Source organism: Polaromonas sp. P1_E12 (genome assembly GCF_056405975.1).
The window spans coordinates 187823-207214 of sequence record NZ_JBFUBB010000007.1; the positions used below are offsets into that span (position 1 = coordinate 187823).

At 63.0% G+C, this 19392-nt stretch carries 19 protein-coding genes; 8 read left to right on the plus strand and 11 right to left on the minus strand.

What is annotated here, in order from left to right:
* Nucleotides 1-182: 182 nt before the first annotated feature.
* The 4 genes from AC1D13_RS19110 to AC1D13_RS19125 all read right to left on the minus strand — a co-directional run bounded on the left by AC1D13_RS19110 (nucleotide 183) and on the right by AC1D13_RS19125 (nucleotide 6092).
* On the minus strand, nucleotides 183-1313 hold the full coding sequence (locus AC1D13_RS19110; protein ID WP_457280987.1) for a sugar ABC transporter permease: 1131 nt from the start codon (nucleotides 1311-1313) through the stop codon (nucleotides 183-185).
* 162 nt (nucleotides 1314-1475) lie between these two features.
* Nucleotides 1476-2492 carry a D-xylose ABC transporter substrate-binding protein gene (gene xylF / locus AC1D13_RS19115; RefSeq protein ID WP_457280705.1) on the minus strand — a complete coding sequence of 339 codons (1017 nt, stop codon included), beginning with the start codon at nucleotides 2490-2492 and terminating at the stop codon, nucleotides 1476-1478.
* Between the two features lie 289 nt (nucleotides 2493-2781).
* Nucleotides 2782-3831: an Ldh family oxidoreductase gene (locus AC1D13_RS19120; RefSeq protein ID WP_477690111.1), complete on the minus strand. Its 1050-nt coding sequence runs from the start codon at nucleotides 3829-3831 to the stop codon at nucleotides 2782-2784.
* 305 nt (nucleotides 3832-4136) lie between these two features.
* Nucleotides 4137-6092 (minus strand): PhoX family protein, encoded by a 1956-nt coding sequence (locus tag AC1D13_RS19125; RefSeq protein WP_457280707.1) that lies wholly within the window; start codon nucleotides 6090-6092, stop codon nucleotides 4137-4139.
* A gap of 268 nt (nucleotides 6093-6360) precedes the next feature.
* On the opposite strand from AC1D13_RS19125, the gene AC1D13_RS19130 reads away from it, so the two are divergent.
* Nucleotides 6361-7029: a DsbA family oxidoreductase gene (locus AC1D13_RS19130; protein ID WP_457280708.1), complete on the plus strand. Its 669-nt coding sequence runs from the start codon at nucleotides 6361-6363 to the stop codon at nucleotides 7027-7029.
* On the opposite strand, the gene AC1D13_RS19135 is transcribed toward AC1D13_RS19130, so the two are convergent.
* Nucleotides 7026-7367, minus strand: a complete 342-nt coding sequence (locus tag AC1D13_RS19135; protein ID WP_457280709.1) for a MoaF N-terminal domain-containing protein — start codon at nucleotides 7365-7367, stop codon at nucleotides 7026-7028. The genes AC1D13_RS19130 and AC1D13_RS19135 overlap by 4 nt on opposite strands.
* 491 nt (nucleotides 7368-7858) lie before the next feature.
* On the opposite strand from AC1D13_RS19135, the gene AC1D13_RS19140 reads away from it, so the two are divergent.
* Entirely contained in the window at nucleotides 7859-8419 is a 561-nt protein-coding gene (locus AC1D13_RS19140; RefSeq protein ID WP_477690112.1) for a ferritin-like domain-containing protein, read from the plus strand.
* A gap of 121 nt (nucleotides 8420-8540) precedes the next feature.
* On the opposite strand, the gene AC1D13_RS19145 is transcribed toward AC1D13_RS19140, so the two are convergent.
* The 5 genes from AC1D13_RS19145 to ku all read right to left on the minus strand — a co-directional run bounded on the left by AC1D13_RS19145 (nucleotide 8541) and on the right by ku (nucleotide 13184).
* Nucleotides 8541-8861 (minus strand): hypothetical protein, encoded by a 321-nt coding sequence (locus AC1D13_RS19145; protein ID WP_477690113.1) that lies wholly within the window; start codon nucleotides 8859-8861, stop codon nucleotides 8541-8543.
* Nucleotides 8858-9031, minus strand: coding sequence for a hypothetical protein (locus AC1D13_RS19150; RefSeq protein ID WP_457280712.1), 174 nt, complete (start codon nucleotides 9029-9031; stop codon nucleotides 8858-8860). Before AC1D13_RS19150 ends, AC1D13_RS19145 begins: the two co-directional genes overlap by 4 nt.
* A gap of 93 nt (nucleotides 9032-9124) precedes the next feature.
* Nucleotides 9125-9385 carry a hypothetical protein gene (locus tag AC1D13_RS19155; RefSeq protein ID WP_457280713.1) on the minus strand — a complete coding sequence of 87 codons (261 nt, stop codon included), beginning with the start codon at nucleotides 9383-9385 and terminating at the stop codon, nucleotides 9125-9127.
* A 154-nt stretch (nucleotides 9386-9539) separates the two neighbouring features.
* Nucleotides 9540-12215, minus strand: a complete 2676-nt coding sequence (gene ligD / locus AC1D13_RS19160; protein WP_477690114.1) for a DNA ligase D — start codon at nucleotides 12213-12215, stop codon at nucleotides 9540-9542.
* A 27-nt stretch (nucleotides 12216-12242) separates the two neighbouring features.
* On the minus strand, nucleotides 12243-13184 hold the full coding sequence (gene ku / locus AC1D13_RS19165; RefSeq protein ID WP_477690115.1) for a non-homologous end joining protein Ku: 942 nt from the start codon (nucleotides 13182-13184) through the stop codon (nucleotides 12243-12245).
* 221 nt (nucleotides 13185-13405) lie between these two features.
* Between ku and AC1D13_RS19170 the strand changes: the two genes are divergently transcribed.
* The 6 genes from AC1D13_RS19170 (at nucleotide 13406) to AC1D13_RS19195 (ending at nucleotide 18878) form a co-directional block, all read left to right on the plus strand.
* A complete protein-coding gene (locus tag AC1D13_RS19170; RefSeq protein ID WP_477690116.1) occupies nucleotides 13406-13867 on the plus strand; it encodes a CHRD domain-containing protein in 462 nt (153 codons plus the stop codon).
* A gap of 104 nt (nucleotides 13868-13971) precedes the next feature.
* Complete coding sequence (locus tag AC1D13_RS19175) at nucleotides 13972-14430, plus strand: MarR family winged helix-turn-helix transcriptional regulator (RefSeq protein WP_457280717.1); 459 nt, start codon at nucleotides 13972-13974, stop codon at nucleotides 14428-14430.
* A 50-nt stretch (nucleotides 14431-14480) separates the two neighbouring features.
* A complete protein-coding gene (gene hmgA / locus AC1D13_RS19180; RefSeq protein WP_477665928.1) occupies nucleotides 14481-15785 on the plus strand; it encodes a homogentisate 1,2-dioxygenase in 1305 nt (434 codons plus the stop codon).
* 5 nt (nucleotides 15786-15790) lie between these two features.
* Nucleotides 15791-17068, plus strand: coding sequence for a fumarylacetoacetase (gene fahA / locus AC1D13_RS19185; RefSeq protein WP_477690117.1), 1278 nt, complete (start codon nucleotides 15791-15793; stop codon nucleotides 17066-17068).
* A gap of 258 nt (nucleotides 17069-17326) precedes the next feature.
* Complete coding sequence (locus tag AC1D13_RS19190; protein WP_477690118.1) at nucleotides 17327-18511, plus strand: cytochrome P450; 1185 nt, start codon at nucleotides 17327-17329, stop codon at nucleotides 18509-18511.
* A gap of 22 nt (nucleotides 18512-18533) precedes the next feature.
* Entirely contained in the window at nucleotides 18534-18878 is a 345-nt protein-coding gene (locus tag AC1D13_RS19195) for an antibiotic biosynthesis monooxygenase family protein (RefSeq protein ID WP_457280721.1), read from the plus strand.
* Here AC1D13_RS19195 and AC1D13_RS19200 read toward each other — a convergent pair.
* Entirely contained in the window at nucleotides 18875-19291 is a 417-nt protein-coding gene (locus tag AC1D13_RS19200; protein WP_457280722.1) for a DUF2784 domain-containing protein, read from the minus strand. The genes AC1D13_RS19195 and AC1D13_RS19200 overlap by 4 nt on opposite strands.
* Nucleotides 19292-19392 lie beyond the last annotated feature (101 nt).

Consider the following 19392-nt stretch of genomic DNA (forward strand, 5'->3'; position numbering starts at 1 on the left):
CGCCCCCCACCGCTCGACCCGTCCAGACCGACGCAGGTCGGTCTGGAGCCGCGGGTCTCGCCCCCCTTGAGGGGCTGAGAGCCGCGGCTCCAAGCCTGCCTGCGCAGGCTTGGACGGCTTCGAAGGGCCTCCGCCTCTGGCGGAGGTGCCGGGCGCCGAAGGCGCTTCGGGGGTGTTTCATCCTAGTTTTCCTGCGCCCACTTGCGGTAGAGCACGTCAAATACCACCGCCACAATCAGCACCTGCCCGATGATGATCATGCGTTTTCCGATGGAGACGTCCAGCAGCAGCATGCCGCTGTCCAGCGACTGCATGATGAGGGCGCCTAACACCGAGCCGATGATGGTGCCACTGCCTCCGGCCAGTGCAGTACCGCCGATCACCGCGGCGGCAATCACGAACAACTCCATGCCGGTGCCCAGCGAGTTGGTGCCTGCGTTCAGGCGGGCCACCGACACGATCGCCGCGATGGTGATGAGCACGGCGAGCAGGGCAAACAACATGAGCGTCACCCGCTTGACCGGTATGCCGACCAGTACAGCAGCGTCGGGGTTGCCGCCCATGGCGTAAACATAGCGGCCAAAACGGGTGCGCTGGGAGATGAAGGACATCACCACCGCCACGGCCGCCCAGATGAGCACCGGGATCGGGATGCCCTGGGGAGCGTCCTTGTTGGTGACCAGATAGCTGTTCATGGTGGCAGCGAACGCGGCCAGCAGGGCCACCGGTGCCGCCACCAGCAGTACATCCACCCACACGGGCTGGTTGGGCATCTCATGGCGCGTAGAGGCACGGCGGCGCAACAGCATGCGAATCACCAGAACCAGGCTCACACAGACGGTCAGGACCCAGGTGGCGGTCACGCCGATGCCACCGTCATAGCCGCCACCGAGTTGCAGAAAAGTCTCGTCGCTGACGGGCTGGGTCTTGCCGTCGGCCACCAGAAAAGCCGCGCCGCGCAAGGACATCAGCCCTCCCAGCGTGACCACAAAAGACGGGACGCCGAGCATGGCGGTCAGCCATCCCTGGTATACCGACACCACCAGCGCCGCAGCCAGCCCGGCGAGTGAGGCCGCCGGCCAGGACCATCCCAGGGTGTATTGAAGATAGGCGATGAGCACGCCGACAAAACCGATCACCGAACCGACCGACAGGTCAATATGCCGGGCCACAATGATCAGCACCATGACAGTGGACACGATGCCCACCACCGCTGTTTGCTGGGCAATGTTGTAGAGGTTCTCAGGCGACAGGAAAATGCCGCCCGACAGGACCTGGAATACGCCCGCCAGGACGGCGAGCACGCCCCCCATGAACACCAGCCGCCAGTCGACAGCAGCGTTGCGCAGGAATCGAACGGGAAATTGCATGGTTTTGAGGATGCAGCACTCCCCAAGGCAACCTACAGGCCGGTTGCCTTGCCTGCTTGCGCAGAACGGGGAGCAGGTGGTTGAACGCCTGTATTAAAGCCTGTATTACTTGCAGGCCGCGACGTTGCCCGTGACACCCTTGCAGAGTTCGTCTTTCTTGATCCAGCCGGCTTTCACCACCACATCGAGGTTGTCGCGGGTAATAGGCACGGGCTTGAGGAACTGGGCCTGCAGGGCGATCTTTTTCTCGCCACCATTCCAGGAGGTCGCGCCGTCGACTTTTTTGCCGGCACCCAGATTGACAGCTGCGCTGGCCGCCTGTTTACCGAGGTCGCGCGCATCTTTCCACACCGACACGGTCTGGGTGCCCATGGCCACGCGGTTCAGGGCGGCAAAGTCACCGTCCTGGCCGGACACCGGTACGCCCTTGAGGCCTTTGGAACTCAGCGCCGCCACGACACCGCCAGCGGTGCCGTCATTGGAGGCCACCACAGCATCGACCTTGCCGCCGTTCTTGGTCAGGATCTGTTCCATGTTTTTCTGCGCGACTTCAGGCTTCCAGCCCTCGGTGTATTCCTCGCCCACGATCTTGATGTCGCCTTTCTTGACGGCGGCGTCAATGATTTCCTGCTGGCCTTCGCGCAGGAAATTGGCATTCGGATCGGTGGGGGAGCCCTTGATCATCACGTAGTTGCCCTTGGGCTTGGCCTGGAACACCGCACGGGCCTGCATGCGGCCGACTTCCTTGTTGTCGAAGGTGATGTAGAACACGCCGGGTGCCTCGATCAGGCGGTCGTAGGCAATAACCGGCACTTTTTGTTTGGTGGCCTTGTTCACGGCGGGCAGGATGGCGTCCTTGTCCATGGCCAGCACGATCAGGACCTTGGCGCCCTTGGCCATCAGGCCGTCAATGTCCGCCAGTTGTTTTTCGGGGGAGCCCGCGGCGTCTGCGCTGATGTACTTGGCGCCCAGCTTTTCAAGCTGCGTCTTGATGGCTGCCTCATCGGTTTTCCAGCGTTCCTCCTGGAAGTTGGACCAGCTGACGCCGACAGTGACCTGCGCAAATGCGCCGGCAGCGGCCAGGCTGAGTGCCATTGCGGTGAGGGAATTTTTTAGTTTCATGAATGTCTCCGATAGTTCTGCCCAGTCGGGCGTGTAGTTTTGAAAACCCAGCTGAATCCCGGTAATCGTTCCGCTGCAAACGCAGCACTTCAGAATTAGTTTGAACGACGCACTAATTATGTGGACCTGAAAAATTCCCCGCCTAGGGACAAACCCCGGGTATGCGGGGGTCGCTTTAAATTTTTGATGGTTTCTGTAATACCAAAGGGTGATCAGCAGGCGCTGCAAGCAGAAAACCCGTCAGCGGCAACGGCTGGCTGGATCGGTTTTCCCCTGGAAAGGCTGCGCTTCAGTGGGCGGCAGACGGCTCTGTCACCCCAAGCTTGATGGCCCAGCTTGACAGTGCGGGCAGGATGGAGGGGTAGAGCTCCACGCCCGACTCCATTTGCCTGGCTGCCAGCGCAATGCCTTTTTCCCCCGGGGTGCGCACGGCAGATCCTGCTCGCGCGGGTCGTGATGCGCGGCAGGCATCGACGACATGGCCAGTCTGGCGTATGAAGGCATCCAGGCCGGCAAAAGTGCGCGGGTCAATCACCTGCAGGAACACCGTCGCGCCCCATCCCTCTTTCGGATCGGCGCGGCCATGGCCTGCGAGGCCTCCGGTTAATGCCTCTACCAGCAAGGTGAGGCCATAACCCTTGTGGCCCGAGTCCATGCCACCCAGCGGCAGGATGGTGCCCTTGGGTTCGTCGAACAGCACCGAAGGGTTGTCGCTGGCCACGCCGTGGCCGTCCATCACCCAGGCAGCAGGCAGCCGCTGGCCTTCCTTGTGCAGCCGGTTGGTCATGCCGTTGGTCGTGGCCGAGGTGGACACATCCATCAGCACCGGAACGCCGTTGGTGGGAACGCCGGCAGAAACCGGGTTGGGTGTGAACACCGGGTCCAGCCCGCCAAAGGGGGCAACGCTGGCCGTGTTCGGGTCCGAGCAGGTCAGCAACATCATCAGGCCCTGATCGGTGGCGCGCTTGAGATAGGCGGCCAGGCAGGCGATGTGGTGGCTGCGGCGAATCACCACGGTGCAGGTGCCCTGGGTGGCGGCACGCTCGGTGGCCAGCGCCATCGCTTGCAGAACCAGCCAGGGGCCGGGCAGGCGGCGGCCGTCCCAGGTCACGGCGGCCGGATGGTCGGCCAGCACGGCTGGGGTGCCGAGTTTTTCCATCGCGCCAGATTCCAGCTCAGCCAGGTAGCCCGGCAGCAGGGCGAGCCCGTGGGTGTTGTGGCCCATCAGGTCGCCCTGGACCAGGATGTCGGCCACGGCAGCGGCTTTGTCGTGCTCCAGCCCGGCGGTGGTCAGCAGGGTTTGGGCGTAGTTGATCAGATCGGTTTGGGCGTATCGCATGGATTTGTCTCGGGGTTGTCTCAATGTTGTCGCTGTAGATGCTCTGTTTTTGATAGCTGCTTGCGCTCGTCCTGTATGGGTTAGAGGGCGTTTTGATGCGTATCTTCCAGCGCAGCAGGTCACGTCAGGCCGGCCATCGTTATTTTGAACATTCTAGGGACGAGCGGGTAGGGGCGCACACCGCACAATCCATCGCGGCATTTAATCCGGTGCCATAAAAAAAGCGGAAAGCAGGCCATGAGCCCGCTTTCCGCCTGAGGCACCGAAGGCGGTGCAGGCGAACATGTTTATGGTTACGTCGCCAATCAGCCCAGCTTGATGCTGCTGGGGTCCGCGGTGAGGTAGCCGACAGCCGCGCCGAAGCGGTCCTTGTAGTTCGCGCGCACCAGCGGATCCAGCGTGGCTTGCACCTTGCCATGCAGCGAGTTCCAGTCTCCCGCATGCTGGAAGTTGCTCATGATGTAGGTCCAGCCGTTGAGGTCGTCCACCACATGCAGGCCGGTGGCTTCGGCGCCCGCGGGCATGGACATCAGGCGCGACAGCTGTCGGGTGTCGACGTTGTAGGCCCAGATGAAGTTGTTGATGTGCGAGCCGCTGTCCTCACCAATGAAGAGGGTGCGCATTTTTTCCGAGAACTTCAGGTTGTCGGGGTTGGCGATCTGGTTGGGGTCGGCCTTGTTGCCCAGCGCGTCGGCGGCAATGTCTTCGCCGACCAGCAGGGCCCTGGTGTGCACCGGCATCCATTCGCTGTCGATGGCGTTGCCACCCAGGTCTTTCTGGCCGCCGTCCAGCTTGTGCGCCATCACGCCGCCGGCGATCAGGGCCTTGTCGAGCGCGATGCCGCTGGCCGCGTTCCAGCCCTTGCCGGTCTTGACCATGGAGTCCTGGATATTCTGCAGCGCCGAGTAGGCGACCTTGTCCTTGATGTTGACGGTGGTGCCTTCCATTTTGGAAAATCCCATGCTCCCGCCCATAAGGTAGGCATAGCGGTGGGTTTCCAGGAAGGCTGCGGCTTTTTCCATGCCGGGCTTGATCTTGATCCAGTTGGCGTTGCCGCCATAAAACACCTTGGTGAAGCTCGCATCACCGGGGTCTGTTTTCGATACCGCCATGATGTCGGCGGGCTTGAGCGTGTCGGCCATCTTTTCGATCTCGGCGCTGGTGGCGTGGCCCAGCTTGATCCAGGAGATCTTCGCGCCCTGGTCGGCAGGGTTGACCGAGAAGCCGGTGCCCAGCTTGCCCACATACAGCGTGCCGGAAGACAGGTCTTTTTCACGGTCCGCCACAAAGACGAAGAGGCCGCTGTTGGTGGCGTCGTCGCCCATCAGCACGGTGCGGTTGTCCGGCATGACCTGCACCAGCTCATGCGAGATGCGGCCCATGTTGTAGTGTTTCTTGACCGTGCCGGTGCCGTCGGGATGCACGGTGACTTCCGGCAGGTGGCCGTAGTGATAAGGGTTCGCTTTGGTTTCGTCGCCATAGACGTTCTTGCTGAACTTCTTGAATTGCGCGCTTTCCGCGGCGAAGGGGGCATCGGGCTCGTACTCTTCGCTGGACAAGTGGGTGTTCCAGGGCGAGAGGCTGGCGCCACAGGTGATCCACAGGCCATGCGCTTTGGACATGTCCACGTTGTGGTATTTCACGAGGCTGAGCTTGCCGGTGGCCTGGTCCTGGTCCAGCGTCAGCACGGCGATGGGTGAGGGCAGGTTGCCGTAAGCGTCGGCGCCAGCCAGGTCTCGCGTGGTGTATTCAAACTGAACTACGGCAAAAACTGCTTTGCCTTTGACTCCGGGTACGTTGGCATTGGGCAGGCCGAGCAGCGAGGTGCCGTCAGGTCCGTCCGAGAATATCTGGCGTTCCTTGCCGGGCACCGAGCGGTCAATGATGGGCCGGTTGCTGATGTCCACATAGCCGCCGGCGAGGATGGTGCCGCCCTTGCCGTCCGGCACCATGTCGCCGGTCACGAAGAAGGGCTGGTAGGCGAGCTTGTAGCTCTGCGTGCTGTTGTCTTTGAGGCGCACCTGGAGGCTGGAGCCCACGGTGGTGGTGGCCATGGCGGCCGCGTTGGCAAGCGTTGGGGCGGCCATGGAGGTGAAGCTGGAAGACAAGTAATTGCCCGCAGCGGCGGGGCCGCTGCCGGTGGCGCAGCCCGACAGCAGGGTGCTGGAGGCCAGGGCCCCCAGCGGCAGCATGGGCGCAGTCGCCAGGAATTTCAGGGCCGTGCGGCGGGAGGGAAGGGAAGGGGTGGCCAGGTCGGACATTGTTATGGTTTCCAGTGTTTCAGGTGGGTGATCGCGAAGCCGCAGCCCTGGCCGCGCACTCCGGCGGGGCAAGTCGGGCTGCGCTGCGGGAATCTTAGGAAGCTTGTGTGACAGTTTCTTGAAAAGGGCTGCCACAGACGGCCCCAGGCAGGGGTGGCTCCCGCTGATTAACCTCGCGCCGGGTACTTGAATATCCCCGGGGGAACCGCAAGCTGGTTTGCTGCGGGCCAAAATCGGTCTGCCAGAACAGCAACCCTCAAGGCCCCCCATGACCACCCAACTCAAAATCGATTTCGTGTCCGACGTTTCCTGCCCCTGGTGCGTGATTGGCCTGAAGTCGCTGGACCAGGCGCTGGAGCGCGTGCACGGCGACATCCAGGCCGAACTGCACTTTCAGCCCTTTGAGCTCAACCCGAAGATGTCGCCCGAAGGCCAGGAAATCACCGAGCACATCACCGAGAAATACGGCATCACGCCCGCGCAGGCCCAGGCCAACCGTGAGAACATCCGCGCGCGCGGCGCGCAGGTCGGCTTCAAGTTCAGCATGGCCGACGAGCCCGGCGGCGGGCGCAGCCGCATCTACAACACTTTTGATGCGCACCGCCTGCTGCACTGGGCCGAACTGGAAGGTGTGGACAAGCAAAAGGCGCTGAAGGAACTGCTCTTCAAGCGCTACTTCACCGACGGCCAGAGCCCGGCTTCACACGAGGTGCTGGCGAAAGCGGCTGCCGAAGTGGGGCTGGATGAAGCCCGGGCGCGGGAGGTGCTGGCGTCAGGCGAATACGCGGCAGAGGTGCGCGAACGCGAACAGTTCTACCTGACCCAGGGCATCCACTCGGTGCCGGCCGTCATCATTAACGACCGCCATCTGATCTCTGGTGGGCAACCCGCTGAAGTGTTTGAGCAGGCCTTGCGGCAGATTGCCGCCGCAGGCTAACGGCTCGCGCCCAGCACTTCAAAAGTGCCCGACTGCTGGACCCAGTCCTTGCCGTTGGATGCAAACCCTGTGGCTGTGCCGGTCTTGAGATTGAGCGCTACCGTGATCGTGTAGCCGCTTTCGGCTGAAAGATAAGACACCACATGCACGTCGTCCGAAATTTTCACGGCGGCGCTGGCGCTTTCGTGGTGGTCTTTTGAACCCGGACCGGTGCTGCGCCAGGTCACCCCTCCGTCGGCCGAAAAAATATGCTCAAAGCTAAGGCCCTTCGTCGGGCCGTCCTTGAAGCTCCAGCGCAGGGTCTTGCCGTGCAGGGATTCGTTGAGGGCGGCTGTCATGGGAGCTCCAAAAGTAAAAAGTAACGTCAGCGCGACTGAATGAAGGCGGATGCGCTTGCCGACAGTTTCAACTTAGCTCCCGCACAGGAACATGTTTGTGGGAGGCGTGTTAATCGGATGTAGGACAAGCGGACGCGCTGGCATTTGCTGTGGATTCAGCCGTGGATTCAGGGCCGGGTTTTCAATGGCAGTGCTGCTGCCATCGTCTGGGTACTCCAAAGCCCAAATTCTCTTTCTTGTCGTTGCTCCTGTTTTGATAGCTGCTTGCGCTGGCCCTGAAAGGCCTGGTGGCCGAAATCGCGTAAATTTTTGACGCGGCAGTTTGCCTGGGCGTGCGCGGCGTTCTCCTACAAAAGTGGCTGTGCTTGCCTGACCGTGCGGTACTCCCCTGGGTTGCACCATCGATTCAGATGTCTGGAAATCACCACGTTGCCCTATAGGCGGCGTCTGGGCAGCTTTTCACAAAGCGACAAGAGACAAAGGAGCACACCATGGCAAAGGAACAACACGACCAGAATCCTGATCCCCGCGCGGCCTGGGCCAGGGGGGAGAACCGGTACCCAGGTGCATTGAAGACCGCCGTCGCAACGGGCGATGACGCAGTGGCCGACGATGACGCCATCATCGAAAGCCTGAATGACCTGCTCGAGTCTTGCCGTGACGGTGAGTATGGTTTCCGCGAATGCGCCGGGCACACCAAGGCGCAGGACATCAAGACACTGCTGCTTCGCCATGCCGATGAATGCCGGGCTGCGGGCCTGGAGCTGCAAACCCTGATTCGCCAGCTCGGCGGGAAGCCCGACGAAGGCGGCTCGGTCAGCGGTGCATTGCATCGCGGATGGGTTTCCGTGCGGGCCACGCTGAGCGCGTTGAGCGACCAGGCGATGCTCAATGAATGCGAGCGCGGCGAAGACGCTGCAGTGGCACGCTACCGCAAAGCCCTGAAGCGTAATTTCCCCGCCGGTATCAGGGCCGTGGTGGAACGCCAGGCCCAGGGCGCACAGCGCAATCATGACCAGGTGAAAGCCCTGCGCGACGCGCTGAAGGCCTGATAAGGGTCGGCCTTCGCACACAAGGAATCGGTAAGATTTTTGTCGGCACTCGAGGCTCGGCAAACCAAGGGGCGGCATTTGTCGCCCCTTTTTTTATTCCTCCATGTCGGGAGTGCCCCCGTTAGTTCTTCAGGCTGCTTGCGCAATCCACCTGGGCGTCGAGCTGTACGCCGTTGCGTGAATAGTCAGCATCGGTGACCTTGCAGCCGGAGCGCAGTTCAATCGCCTGCAGCAATGCTGCGCGGCCCGAAGGGGTCGATATGACGCTGCCGCCTTTTGACCCTGGAGCAATGGCTGTCCAGGTGCCGGCTGTCAGCTGGCTGATGAGATAGGTCTGCCCGTCGACGCTAACGGGGTGCGGGGGCGGCTCTGCTGTTGTGCCGGCACATCCGGCCAGGCAGATGGCCGCAAACATGCCGGATGGCCATCCACGGTTTTTCATGAAAGGGGGCCGGACAGGCTGCTTTTGATTGCAACCATGAAAGGTATCGGCGTGGCGACAGTTTCGGCTTTGGGCTCGGGCGCCTTGGGTGGCGCTTTGGGAACCTTGTTGTCGGGGCAGCCGGACAGGAAAAACAAGGTCGCCAGTACAAAGGGCAGGTAGGGTTTCATGGGTGTCTCCAGGTGCGTTCTATGGCGCTGTCTGAATAATAGGACGCAGCCGGCAACAGGGCCAGCCCTTGGGCCGCAAGTCGCGGCGAATGCCTACACCCGGCGCGAAGGTGAGCCCGTCACACCCATGCGCTGCAAGGCCTCGCTCAGGCTGCGTGCCGGGGCCGGGGTCGCGCATTGCTGTTGAGCGGGCCCGTGGGCACTGGGGTGCCGAGCCGCGGGCGGACAGGAGTCAGGCGGTGTGGGCGACTGGTTTTCTGCGTCCGGCAGTGTCTTGCCTCGGAGCTCTGCGGCCATTCGCCGACCTTCAGTCTGCAGGTAAAGCGTCAAATCCATTTCATCGAGCTGCTTCATGGTGAGCATTTCTGGTTCATCCCTTGAATAAGGCCGGGCAAACAGAACTCCTTATCCAGGCGAATCTAGGCTCAAGCCCTTCACCCGCGTGTCAGGCCGTAGGCCTTGGGTCTGTAGGAGTGCAACGACAACCCAGGCAGGGCCGCCGTGAGGGCTATTTCGCGGCCGGTGGCGCCTTGAAGCCCACTTGTTTCATGGCGGCGGTGAGCCCGTTGCGTGACGCCTCGTAAGTCTCCCAGGGCTGGTTGCCGATGGCCAGGCGCCCGCCCAGGGTTTGCGCCGTCCAGTGTGCGCCGCCGGTCAGCGAGGCCAGTTCATCCCAATCGACAGGGACGGACACGCCGAGGCCCGGCCGGGCACGCATGGACCACGCCGCGACGGTGGTGGCGCCAAATCCATTGCGCAGGTAGTCCGGAAAAATCTTGCCGATGCGGTTTTTAGGGCCGCTCTTGGCGGCAAAGCGCTGGGGGATCACGGTGGCCAGGTGCATCACGATGGCATGCGAGAAATCCTTCACGGTGTCGAAATCGTATTGCCGCTTGAGCGGCACCACCACGTGCAGGCCTTTGCCGCCGCTGGTTTTCAGGAAATTCGCGAGCTTCAGTTCGTCAAGGAAAGCGCGCACCAGCTGCGCGGCCTCCTGAACCTGCGGCCAGGCAACGCCTTCACCCGGGTCCAGGTCGAACGTCATGCGGTCGGGCTTGTGGATGGCGCGCGTGGTGGCGTTCCAGGTATGGAACTCGATCACGTTGATCTGCGCGGCCGCCAGCAGGGCGGCTGTGGAGGGAATCTCCAGCAGGGGACCATGGCCGGGGTCCAGCGCGGGGTCCAGCAATTTGATGCCGGGAATTGACGTAGCTTCGGCATGCTTCTGGAAGAACAGCTCGCCACCTATGCCCGAAGGCGCGCGCACCAGCGCGGTGGGCCGGGCCTTGAGGTGCGGCAGCATCAGCGCCGCGACCTGTGCGTAGTGCTCGACCACGTTTTGCTTGGTGAAGCCGGTGCTGCTGTCGATCACCCGGTCAGCATGCGTGACACGCAGGGACTTCAGCGCTGCAGGGGCGGACTTCGCGGTCTTTTTTTCAGGGACGTTCAGGCCACCCTTCGCGGTAGGTTTTTCGGTGGAGGTTTTTTGGGCGGGGTTCACGGTAGTGCCTTTCTTGCCGCGCTCCAGGACGGCGGGTTTTTCACGGAGGATGTTTGTTGCGGGTTTGTCGGTGCGGAGGCCCTGGAATACGGAGTGGCGGATATGGCCGCCATGGGTCCATTCACCAAAGGCCACTTCGGCCAGCAAACGCGGCTTGACCCATTGGCCCTTGACCCCGGCGGGCACCCTGGTAAAAGGACTGCGGTCGGCGTGGATCTTTTGCAGCCTCGCCTTGAGGTCCTTGAGCGTTGCGTCGTTAAAGCCGGTACCGACGTTGCCGGCGTACAGGAGCGCGCCTTCGCCGTCGTGCACGCCCAGCATCAGTGCACCCAGGCCGGCGCGCGAACCCTTGGGTTCGGTGTAACCGCCGATGACGAATTCCTGGCGCAGCTGGGTCTTGAGCTTGATCCAGTCCGGCGAGCGGCGTGACACGTAAGCCGAGTCCACGCGTTTGCCGATCACGCCTTCCAGCCCGACACGCCGGGCCGACTCAAGCAGATCCTGCGGTGCTTCATCAAACGCATCGCTGAAACGGATGGTGTCCTGCGGATTGCGGGTGACCAGCGCGCAGAGGATTTCACGGCGCTGCGCCAGTGGCAGTTGCCGCAGGTCCAGCCCGTCAAAGTAGGGAAGGTCGAACACGTAAAAAATGATGCGGGCCGTGCTGGCATGGTCAAACGCGTTTTGCAGCGCGCCGAAGTCGGGCACGCCGTGTTCGTTCATCACGACGATTTCGCCGTCTACCCAGCCAGACGAAATTTCCAGCGCGCCCACGGCCTTCGCCAGCTTGGGCAGCTTGTTTGTCCAGTCGTTGCCTTTGCGCGTGATGAGGCGAACCGACGACCCGTCGATGCGGGCCAGCAGGCGGTAGCCGTCGTACTTGATCTCGTAGGCCCAGCCTTGCGGGTCGGCTGGAGGACGTGCGACCAGGGTGGCCAGTTGCGGAGCCAGTGTCTGTGGCAGCTTTGCCGCGACGGCGCCTTCGGGGGTGCCAGTAGCGGGTGTGTTTCTGCGTCCCTGTTTGGCAATCTTCCTGGCGGTCTTTCGGGTAGCGGCTGTCTTCCCGATACCAGCGCTGGCCGAAGCGCCCGCCTTGCCGGGGTTTTCCGCGGTGTCGCGTGGCAGTGGCTTGCCCGAGAGCACGCTGTTGGGCAGGGCCTCGCGCACGTCAAACTCCGTTTCCGGGCGGGCGTAGCCGTCGTGTTCCTTGATCAGCAGCCAGGGCTCCTGCTTCTCATTGCCGCGGCCGTGCATGCGCACCAGCGTCCAGCCGCCCTTGAGTTTTTCGCCGTGCAGCTCGAATTTGAGTTTCCCGTCTTTCAGCCCTTTGACCGGGTCTCCATGCGGCGTCCACAGGCCGCGGTCCCAGACAATCACGTCGCCCGCGCCGTATTGCTTTGGTGGAATGCTGCCTTCGAAACCTGCATAGGAAATGGGATGGTCTTCCACATGCATGCCCATGCGCTTGACGGACGGATCCAGGCTGGGCCCTTTGGGAATTGCCCAGCTCTTGAGCGTGCCCTGAAGCTCCAGGCGGAAGTCGTAATGCAGGTTGCGCGCGTCGTGTTTCTGGATCACGAAACTCAGCGCCTTGTGCGTGCGAGTGCCGCCTTGTGCAGGCTCAGGCGTGCGGGAGAAGTCGCGCTTGGCGCGGTAAGGCTTTAGCAGGTCGCGGGCGCCCATAAGGTCTATCGGCGAGCAGGTGGCGGGTTAGGCGGCGCGCCGTTTGGCGGGAGCATGCGCGCGCGCCCTGGCGGCGGGTTTTTTGCGCGCCGGGCTTTTGGCTGCAGCCTTGCTGGTTTTCGCTGTGGTTTTGTCGGCTGCCCTGGTTTTGGAGGCATTGCCGCCGCCTTTGCGCAGGCTGCGCTGCAGCAACTCCGTCAGGTCAATGATCTTGGCGCCGGAGCGGGCTTCGGGTTCGCCGGATTCTTCCGGCTGCACCACGCTTTCCAGTTTGCCTTCCTTCGCCTTGCGTTTGACCAGCGCCATGATGTCGTCCCTGAAGGAGTCGGAGAACTGCTCCGGGTCCCATTTGCCGGTCATGTCGTCCACCAGCTGTCTGGCCATCGCCAGTTCCTTGTCGGACAGGCCCGCGGCCTTGGCGCCGACAGGCGGCAGATCCAGCTCCTCGAGCGAGCGGATGTCGGCGCCCCAGCGCAGCAGGTTCAATATCAGCGCCGGGCCTGAAGGCACCAGCACGGCCAGGTGCTGCTTGGTCTGGATGATGACGCGGGCGATGCCCACGCGCTGCGTCTTCAGCAGGGTGTCGCGCAGCAGTGCGTAGACTTTTTGCCCTTTGTTGATGGGGGCGATGTAGTAGGGCCGCTCCAGGTAAACGAAAGGAATCTCCGTGTTGGGCACAAAGCTTTCGATTTCAATGGTCTGGGTGGTCTTGGGGTAGGCGGACTTGATCTCTTCTTCCGACAGTACGATGTACTGGCCGTCTTCGTATTCGACGCCCTTGACGATGTTTTCCCGGGTGATCTCTTTGCCCGTGCGCTTGTTGACGCGCTTGTAACCCACAGGGTCCATGCTGCGCTTGTCCAGCCAGTCGAAGTCAATGCCGCTTTCCGAGGTGGCCGAATGCAGCGCTACGGGGATGTGAACCAGGCCGAAACTGATGGCCCCTTTCCATAAAACGCGCGATGCCATGGTGTGAGTCTTTCTGCTGATGATTGCGGGCTGGCCTGGGGGAGTGGGGAGTGCAGGCCACAACTATCAGTCCAGTCTCCGGCCCGCGTGCACGCAGGCGTGTCGGTGTGCGATGGGGTACGGGCGTCGTCCGGAACCGACTGTTCGCATGGGGTTTGTCCTACGGGTTTGATCTGCGTGCAGCACGCACAATCGGCTGCAACTTTTCAAGGAGCTGACCCATGCTTTCACGCCGCGCCGCCACCCGAGTTTCCCTTGCCGCGATGGCCGTAGCCGCTGCCGCCATCACGGGCTGCGGCGTGATGAACAAGCAATCCAGCCTGGTCGCATTCACCACGCAGCTTCGCGGCGCCAATGAGGTGCCCGCCAATGCCAGCACCGGTAGCGGCTCGGTCGATGCCGTTTTCGATACCAGTACCAACCTGCTGCGCTGGAAGGTCAACTACACCCGTCTGACCGGCCCGGCGACTGCGGGACACTTCCATGGTCCGGCCGTCATCGGCGCCAACGCCGGTGTTGCTTTGGGATGGGCCAGCCCCGTCCGCAGCCCCATGGACGGCAGCGCCACGCTGACGGCCGCCCAGGCCGCCGACCTGATGGCGGGCCGCTGGTATGCCAACATCCACACAGCTGCTTATCCCGCAGGGGAAGTGCGCGGCCAGATGACGATGGTGCGTAACTAGGGCCTCCCGAAGAGGCCCCTCGGGCCCGTCTTGATAAATGGTTGCGGGCGCAACCGGATCGGTTTATAGTTGCGGACGCAACCATAAACTTACCCGGTCGCTACATGATCAAGCTCGACAGAACCCTGACCTACCGCCTGCACCTTCTGCACAAGCTGACGGACATTGAAAGCCAGCGTGCTTATGTGGCGGACGCGCGCCTGTCGATGAGTGATGCCCGTTGCCTCACGGCCGTGGGCACCTTCGCGCCGCTGTCGGTGAACGACCTCGCGCAAAAAGCCAATCTGAACAAAGGCCAGGCCAGCCGTGCGGCCCAGTCGCTGGTCGATCAGGGCCTGGTCGTCAAGGCCGCAAGTCCGACGGATGGGCGCGGCGTGGTGCTGACACTCACCCCCAAAGGCAAAAAGGCATGGCAGCGCACCATGGAAGTGGTGGGGCAGCGCAACCAGGACATTTTTGGCGTGCTGAGCGCGGCCGAGCGCACGCAGCTCAGTGATTTTTTCGACAGGCTGATCGAGAAGGCCAAGGCCGGCGGTGGTGAGCCCGGCGATGCTGAAGAATGATGGCGTCGATTCGTTGAACTGAACATTGCAGATTCCCGGGGGAAACATCCATGAGCACCAACACCTTGCATTACCAGTCCGGCTTCGGCAATGAATTTGCCAGCGAGGCCGTTGCCGGCGCGCTGCCGCAAGGGCGCAACAGCCCGCAGCGCGCGCCGCACGATTTGTACACCGAGCTGATTTCCGGCACCGCTTTCACCGCGCCGCGCGCCGAGAACCGCCGCACCTGGATGTACCGCCGCCAGCCTTCTGTGATGACAGGTGGCTACAAGCCGTATGAACAGCCGCAGTGGACGACCGGCGCGGCGGGTGGCTGCGCCGTGCCGCCCGATCCCTTGCGCTGGAATCCATTTGCCATTCCCCCCGAGCCGCTGGATTTTGTGGACGGCATTCGCACTGTGGCCGCCAACGGCGACGCCGAAGCGCAGACGGGCATGGCCGCGCAGGTGTATGTCGCCAATCGTTCCATGTTGCAACGCGCGCTGGTCAATGCCGACGGCGAGATGCTGCTGGTGCCGCAGCAGGGCCGGCTGGTGGTCACGACCGAGCTCGGCATCCTGGATGTCACTCCCGGGGAAATCGCCGTGGTGCCGCGTGGAATGGCCTTCAGCGTGGGCCTGCCCGACGGCGCATCGCGCGGCTACGTCTGCGAAAACTACGGCGCGCACTTTCGCCTGCCGGAACTCGGTCCGATCGGCTCCAACGGCCTGGCCAATGCGCGTGACTTCCTGGCGCCTACGGCGGCGTTCGACAGCGCGCCTGCGCCCAAGGGCGGCTTTGAGATCGTCAAGAAATTCGGCGGCCGCCTGTGGTCGGCCAGGCGAGCGGCCAGCCCCTTCAATGTGGTGGCCTGGCACGGCAACCTGGTGCCTTACAAGTACGACACGGCCCATTTCATGACCATCGGCTCCATCAGCTATGACCATCCGGACCCATCCATCTTCACCGTGCTGACCTCGCCCTCGGACACAGCGGGCACGGCCAACTGCGACTTCGTGATCTTTCCGCCACGCTGGCTGGTGGCCGAGAACACCTTCCGCCCGCCCTGGTACCACCGCAACCTCATGAGCGAATTCATGGGCCTGGTCTATGGCCAGTACGACGCCAAGCCCGAAGGCTTCAAGCCCGGCGGCGCGTCGCTGCACAACTGCATGGTGCCGCACGGCCCGGACACCGAAGCCTTCGAGAAAGCCAGCACGGCCGCACTGGCGCCGCACAAGCTGGACAACACGCTGGCCTTCATGTTTGAAAGCCGCTACCGCTTCATCCCGACGGCCTATGCGCTGGAGGGTGGGGCGCTGGATGCCGGCTACAGCAGTTGCTGGGCCGGGCTCAAAGACCAGTTCAAGGGCTGACGCGCATGAACCAGTCACTCAACGCCACCCACGACCTTGGGCTGCGCAGCTGGGTCGCATCTGCGAATGACGCGGGAACAGACTTTCCCATCCAGAATCTGCCGTTTGGCACCTACAGCCAGGGGCCGCAGGGCGCGCGCAAGATCGGCGTGGCCATTGGCGACCAGGTGCTGGATGTTCGGGCGGCCGGGCTGCTCGATACCGGTGATATGAACGGGTTGATGGCACAAAGCCTGGCGACAACGAGCGCGCTGAGAGCGGCGATCTCGCGAGGCCTCGCAGAGGGCAGCTCAAAGCAGGCTGAGTGGAAGAACTTTTTGTCCCCCCAGGATTCGGTGACCCTGCACCTGCCTTGCCGCATCGGCGACTACACCGACTTTTACACCGGCATCCACCACGCCACCACCGTCGGCAAGCTGTTTCGGCCCGATGCGCCGCTGCTGCCCAATTACAAGTGGGTTCCCATCGGCTACCACGGCCGCGCGTCGTCCATCGGCGTGAGCGGCCAGGCCTTTCCCCGCCCGATGGGCCAGACCAAAGGCCCGGACGACGCGGCGCCCGCCTTGCGGCCCACCCAGCGACTCGACTACGAACTGGAACTCGGCGTGCTGGTGGGGCAGGGGAACGCGCTGGGCGAGCCCATCGCCATGGCTCAGGCTGAAGCACATGCCTTTGGCATGGTGCTGCTTAACGACTGGTCGGCGCGTGACGTGCAGGCCTGGGAATACCAGCCGCTCGGCCCGTTCCTGTCCAAAAACTTCGCCAGCACCCTCTCGCCGTGGGTCGTCACGATGGAGGCACTGGCGCCGTTTCGCGCACCGTTCGTACGGCCCGAAGGCGACCCGCAGCCCTTGCCGTACCTGGACTCGGAAGGCAACCGCCGCCTGGGCGGTATGGATGTGGCGCTGGAAGTGTGGATAGAGACCGAGGCCATGCGGGAAGCCGGTCAGGGCCCCGAGCGCCTGTCGCAGTCGAACTTTCGCGACGCCTACTGGACGGTGGCGCAGCTGCTCACGCACCACACCGTCAACGGCTGCAACCTGCAGCCCGGCGATTTGCTGGGCTCGGGCACGTTGTCAGGCCCGGCGCCGGAACAGGGCGGCTCGCTGCTGGAGCTGAGCACGGGCGGCAAGAATGCGTTGACCCTGGCCAATGGCGAAAAGCGCACCTTCCTGCAGGACGGGGACGCCGTCATCCTGCGTGCAAGCTGCGCGCGTGAAGGCTTTCGGCGCATTGGTTTTGGCGAATGCCGGGGGCAGGTGCTGCCGGCCAGGCGGCCGTAGTGAAGCCTGGAGGAGAGTGTTTTGCTATTAATTTAATAGCATCTTGCGCCCGATATATAAGGACCGCAGACTCTTTTCATAGTTAAAAACACGGTTTTGGGCCCGTGAGGCGGGTTTCAATGCACAAAGGCGGCCTGGAGTCACTTTTAGCTCCCGTTTCAGCCCGGCTTCTGCCTCGCCCCTTGGCAAGACTTTCCAATGGGCTGCTGCTGATACTTCGACCGGCAACGAAGCATCACGCCAGCCATCTGGGCAAAAATGACGCCCATGCACCCCGACAACATCCTCGCAGCGCCCAGCCACCCCAACCCCTATCCTTATTACGCCGCGCTGGTGGCCGGCCCACCGCTGGTGTTTGACGCAGCACGCAAGCTCTGGGTCGCGACCAGTGCGGCAGCGGTCAATGCCGTGCTGGGCAACCCGGCATGCCGTGTGAGGCCGGCGGCTGAGCCCGTGCCGCAGGCCATCGTCGGGTCGGCGGCGGGTGAGGTGTTCGGCCACCTGGTTCGCATGAACGACGGCACCCGGCACGACGCACCCAAACTTGCCTTGCAGCGATTTCTGGCCACGCTGGATCTGGACCGTGTTGGCGAGCGCACTGGCTTGATTGGGGCGAAAGCCATGGGTGGCGAACCCCTGCGCGGAGCGGCGTTGTCGCAGTGGGTTTTTGATGTGCCGGTGATGGCAGTCGCTGATGCCCTGGGTTTTGCGCAGGCCGAACTGCCGCTTGTTGCAGGCTGGACGCGCGACTTTGTGGCGTGCCTGTCTCCGCTCAGCACGCCGGAGCAGTTAGCTGCGGCGGGTGATGCTGCAGCGGCCTTGCTGGCAAGGTTCTCGGTGCTTGTGCAGGCGGAGGCAAGCCCGGACAGCGCCGTCGCCCGTGTCCGGCTGGAAGCGCAGAAGGTGGGTTGGAATGACGCCGCAGCGTTGCTCGCCAACCTGGTCGGCCTGCTGTCGCAGACCTGCGAGGCGACTGCCGGACTTGTCGGGAACAGCCTGGTGGCCCTGGCCACGCAGCCGGGCCTGGCCGAAACCGTGGGGCAGGATCCGGGCAAGCTGCTTCAGATGGTGAACGAGGTCAGCCGCCACGACCCGTCCATCCACAACACGCGCCGTTTTGTGGCAGAGGCAACGGAGGTGGCGGGGGTTTCCCTGAAGGCGGGCGATGCCATCCTGGTGGTTCTGGCGGCCGCCGGCCGTGACCCTTTGTGCAACCCGGAGCCCGACCGGTTTTTGCTGGACCGCGCGGAGCGCGATGTGCCCGGCTTTGGCAGGGGCGCGCACCAGTGCCCCGGCCAGGCGCTGGCTTGCACCGTCGCCGCCGCGGCCGTCCAGGCCTTGCTGGATTCAGGCAAGCTGCGGTTGCCGAAACCGGAAGGCTGGCATTACCGTTGGCACTACAGGCCTTCCATGAATGCCCGCATCCCGGTTTTTTCTGATTGAGTACCACGACTGAAAGCGCCACATGATCGCCATCATTTTTGAAGTGCAGCCCGCCGAGGGCAACATGCAAACCTATCTGGATATTGCTGCTGCGCTCAAGCCGCAACTGGAGCAAATCGACGGTTTCATTTCCGTTGAGCGGTTTCAAAGCCTGAGCAACCCGGGCAAGCTGCTATCGCTCTCATTCTTCAGGGACGAAGCCGCCGTGATGGAATGGCGCCGTCTGGAATCCCACCGCAAGGCGCAAAGCCGCGGGCGCGGTGGCGTGTTTGAAAACTACCGCCTGCGTGTGGCCCATGTGCTGCGTGACTACGGGCTGAACGAACGGGACGAGGCGCCGGCGGACAGCCGCGAGCAGCACGGCTAGGCGCTGCGGGGCCTGGCGCGCTTCCAGCGGGGCGGCCACCACCACCAGCTCAGCAACACCAGCAGGCCGAATCCGGTATAAGCCACCATGAACACCCACGCCGGCGCGTTGAAGAAGATCAGCCGCGACAGCCAGTGCTCAATGAAGGAGCCGCCATAACTGGCTTGCCCGGCCAGCTGCCTCAGGGCCTGTTCCCAAATGGTGAGCGGGCAGATCTCGCCCAGCCAGCTTTGCGCCACCACAAAGCCGATCAGCGCCAGATGCGTGAGCCTGACCCACGGCGCGCGAACCCAGACCCAACCGCACCAGCCGCCGGCCATGAACAGTAGTTGGCCGAGCACGGCAAAGGCGACGATAGCGACGTGCAACACCAGGATCGAGTCTGCTAGCAGGGCAGCGGTGAAAGGGCTCATGGGTGTGTGAGGAGTCAGTAAAGCGTGTTTATTCGCGGCCGTTCGTGGCCACGCGGCCACTTTAAACGTGCCAATCGTGCATTGAGAGGTGTTTGTAGGGC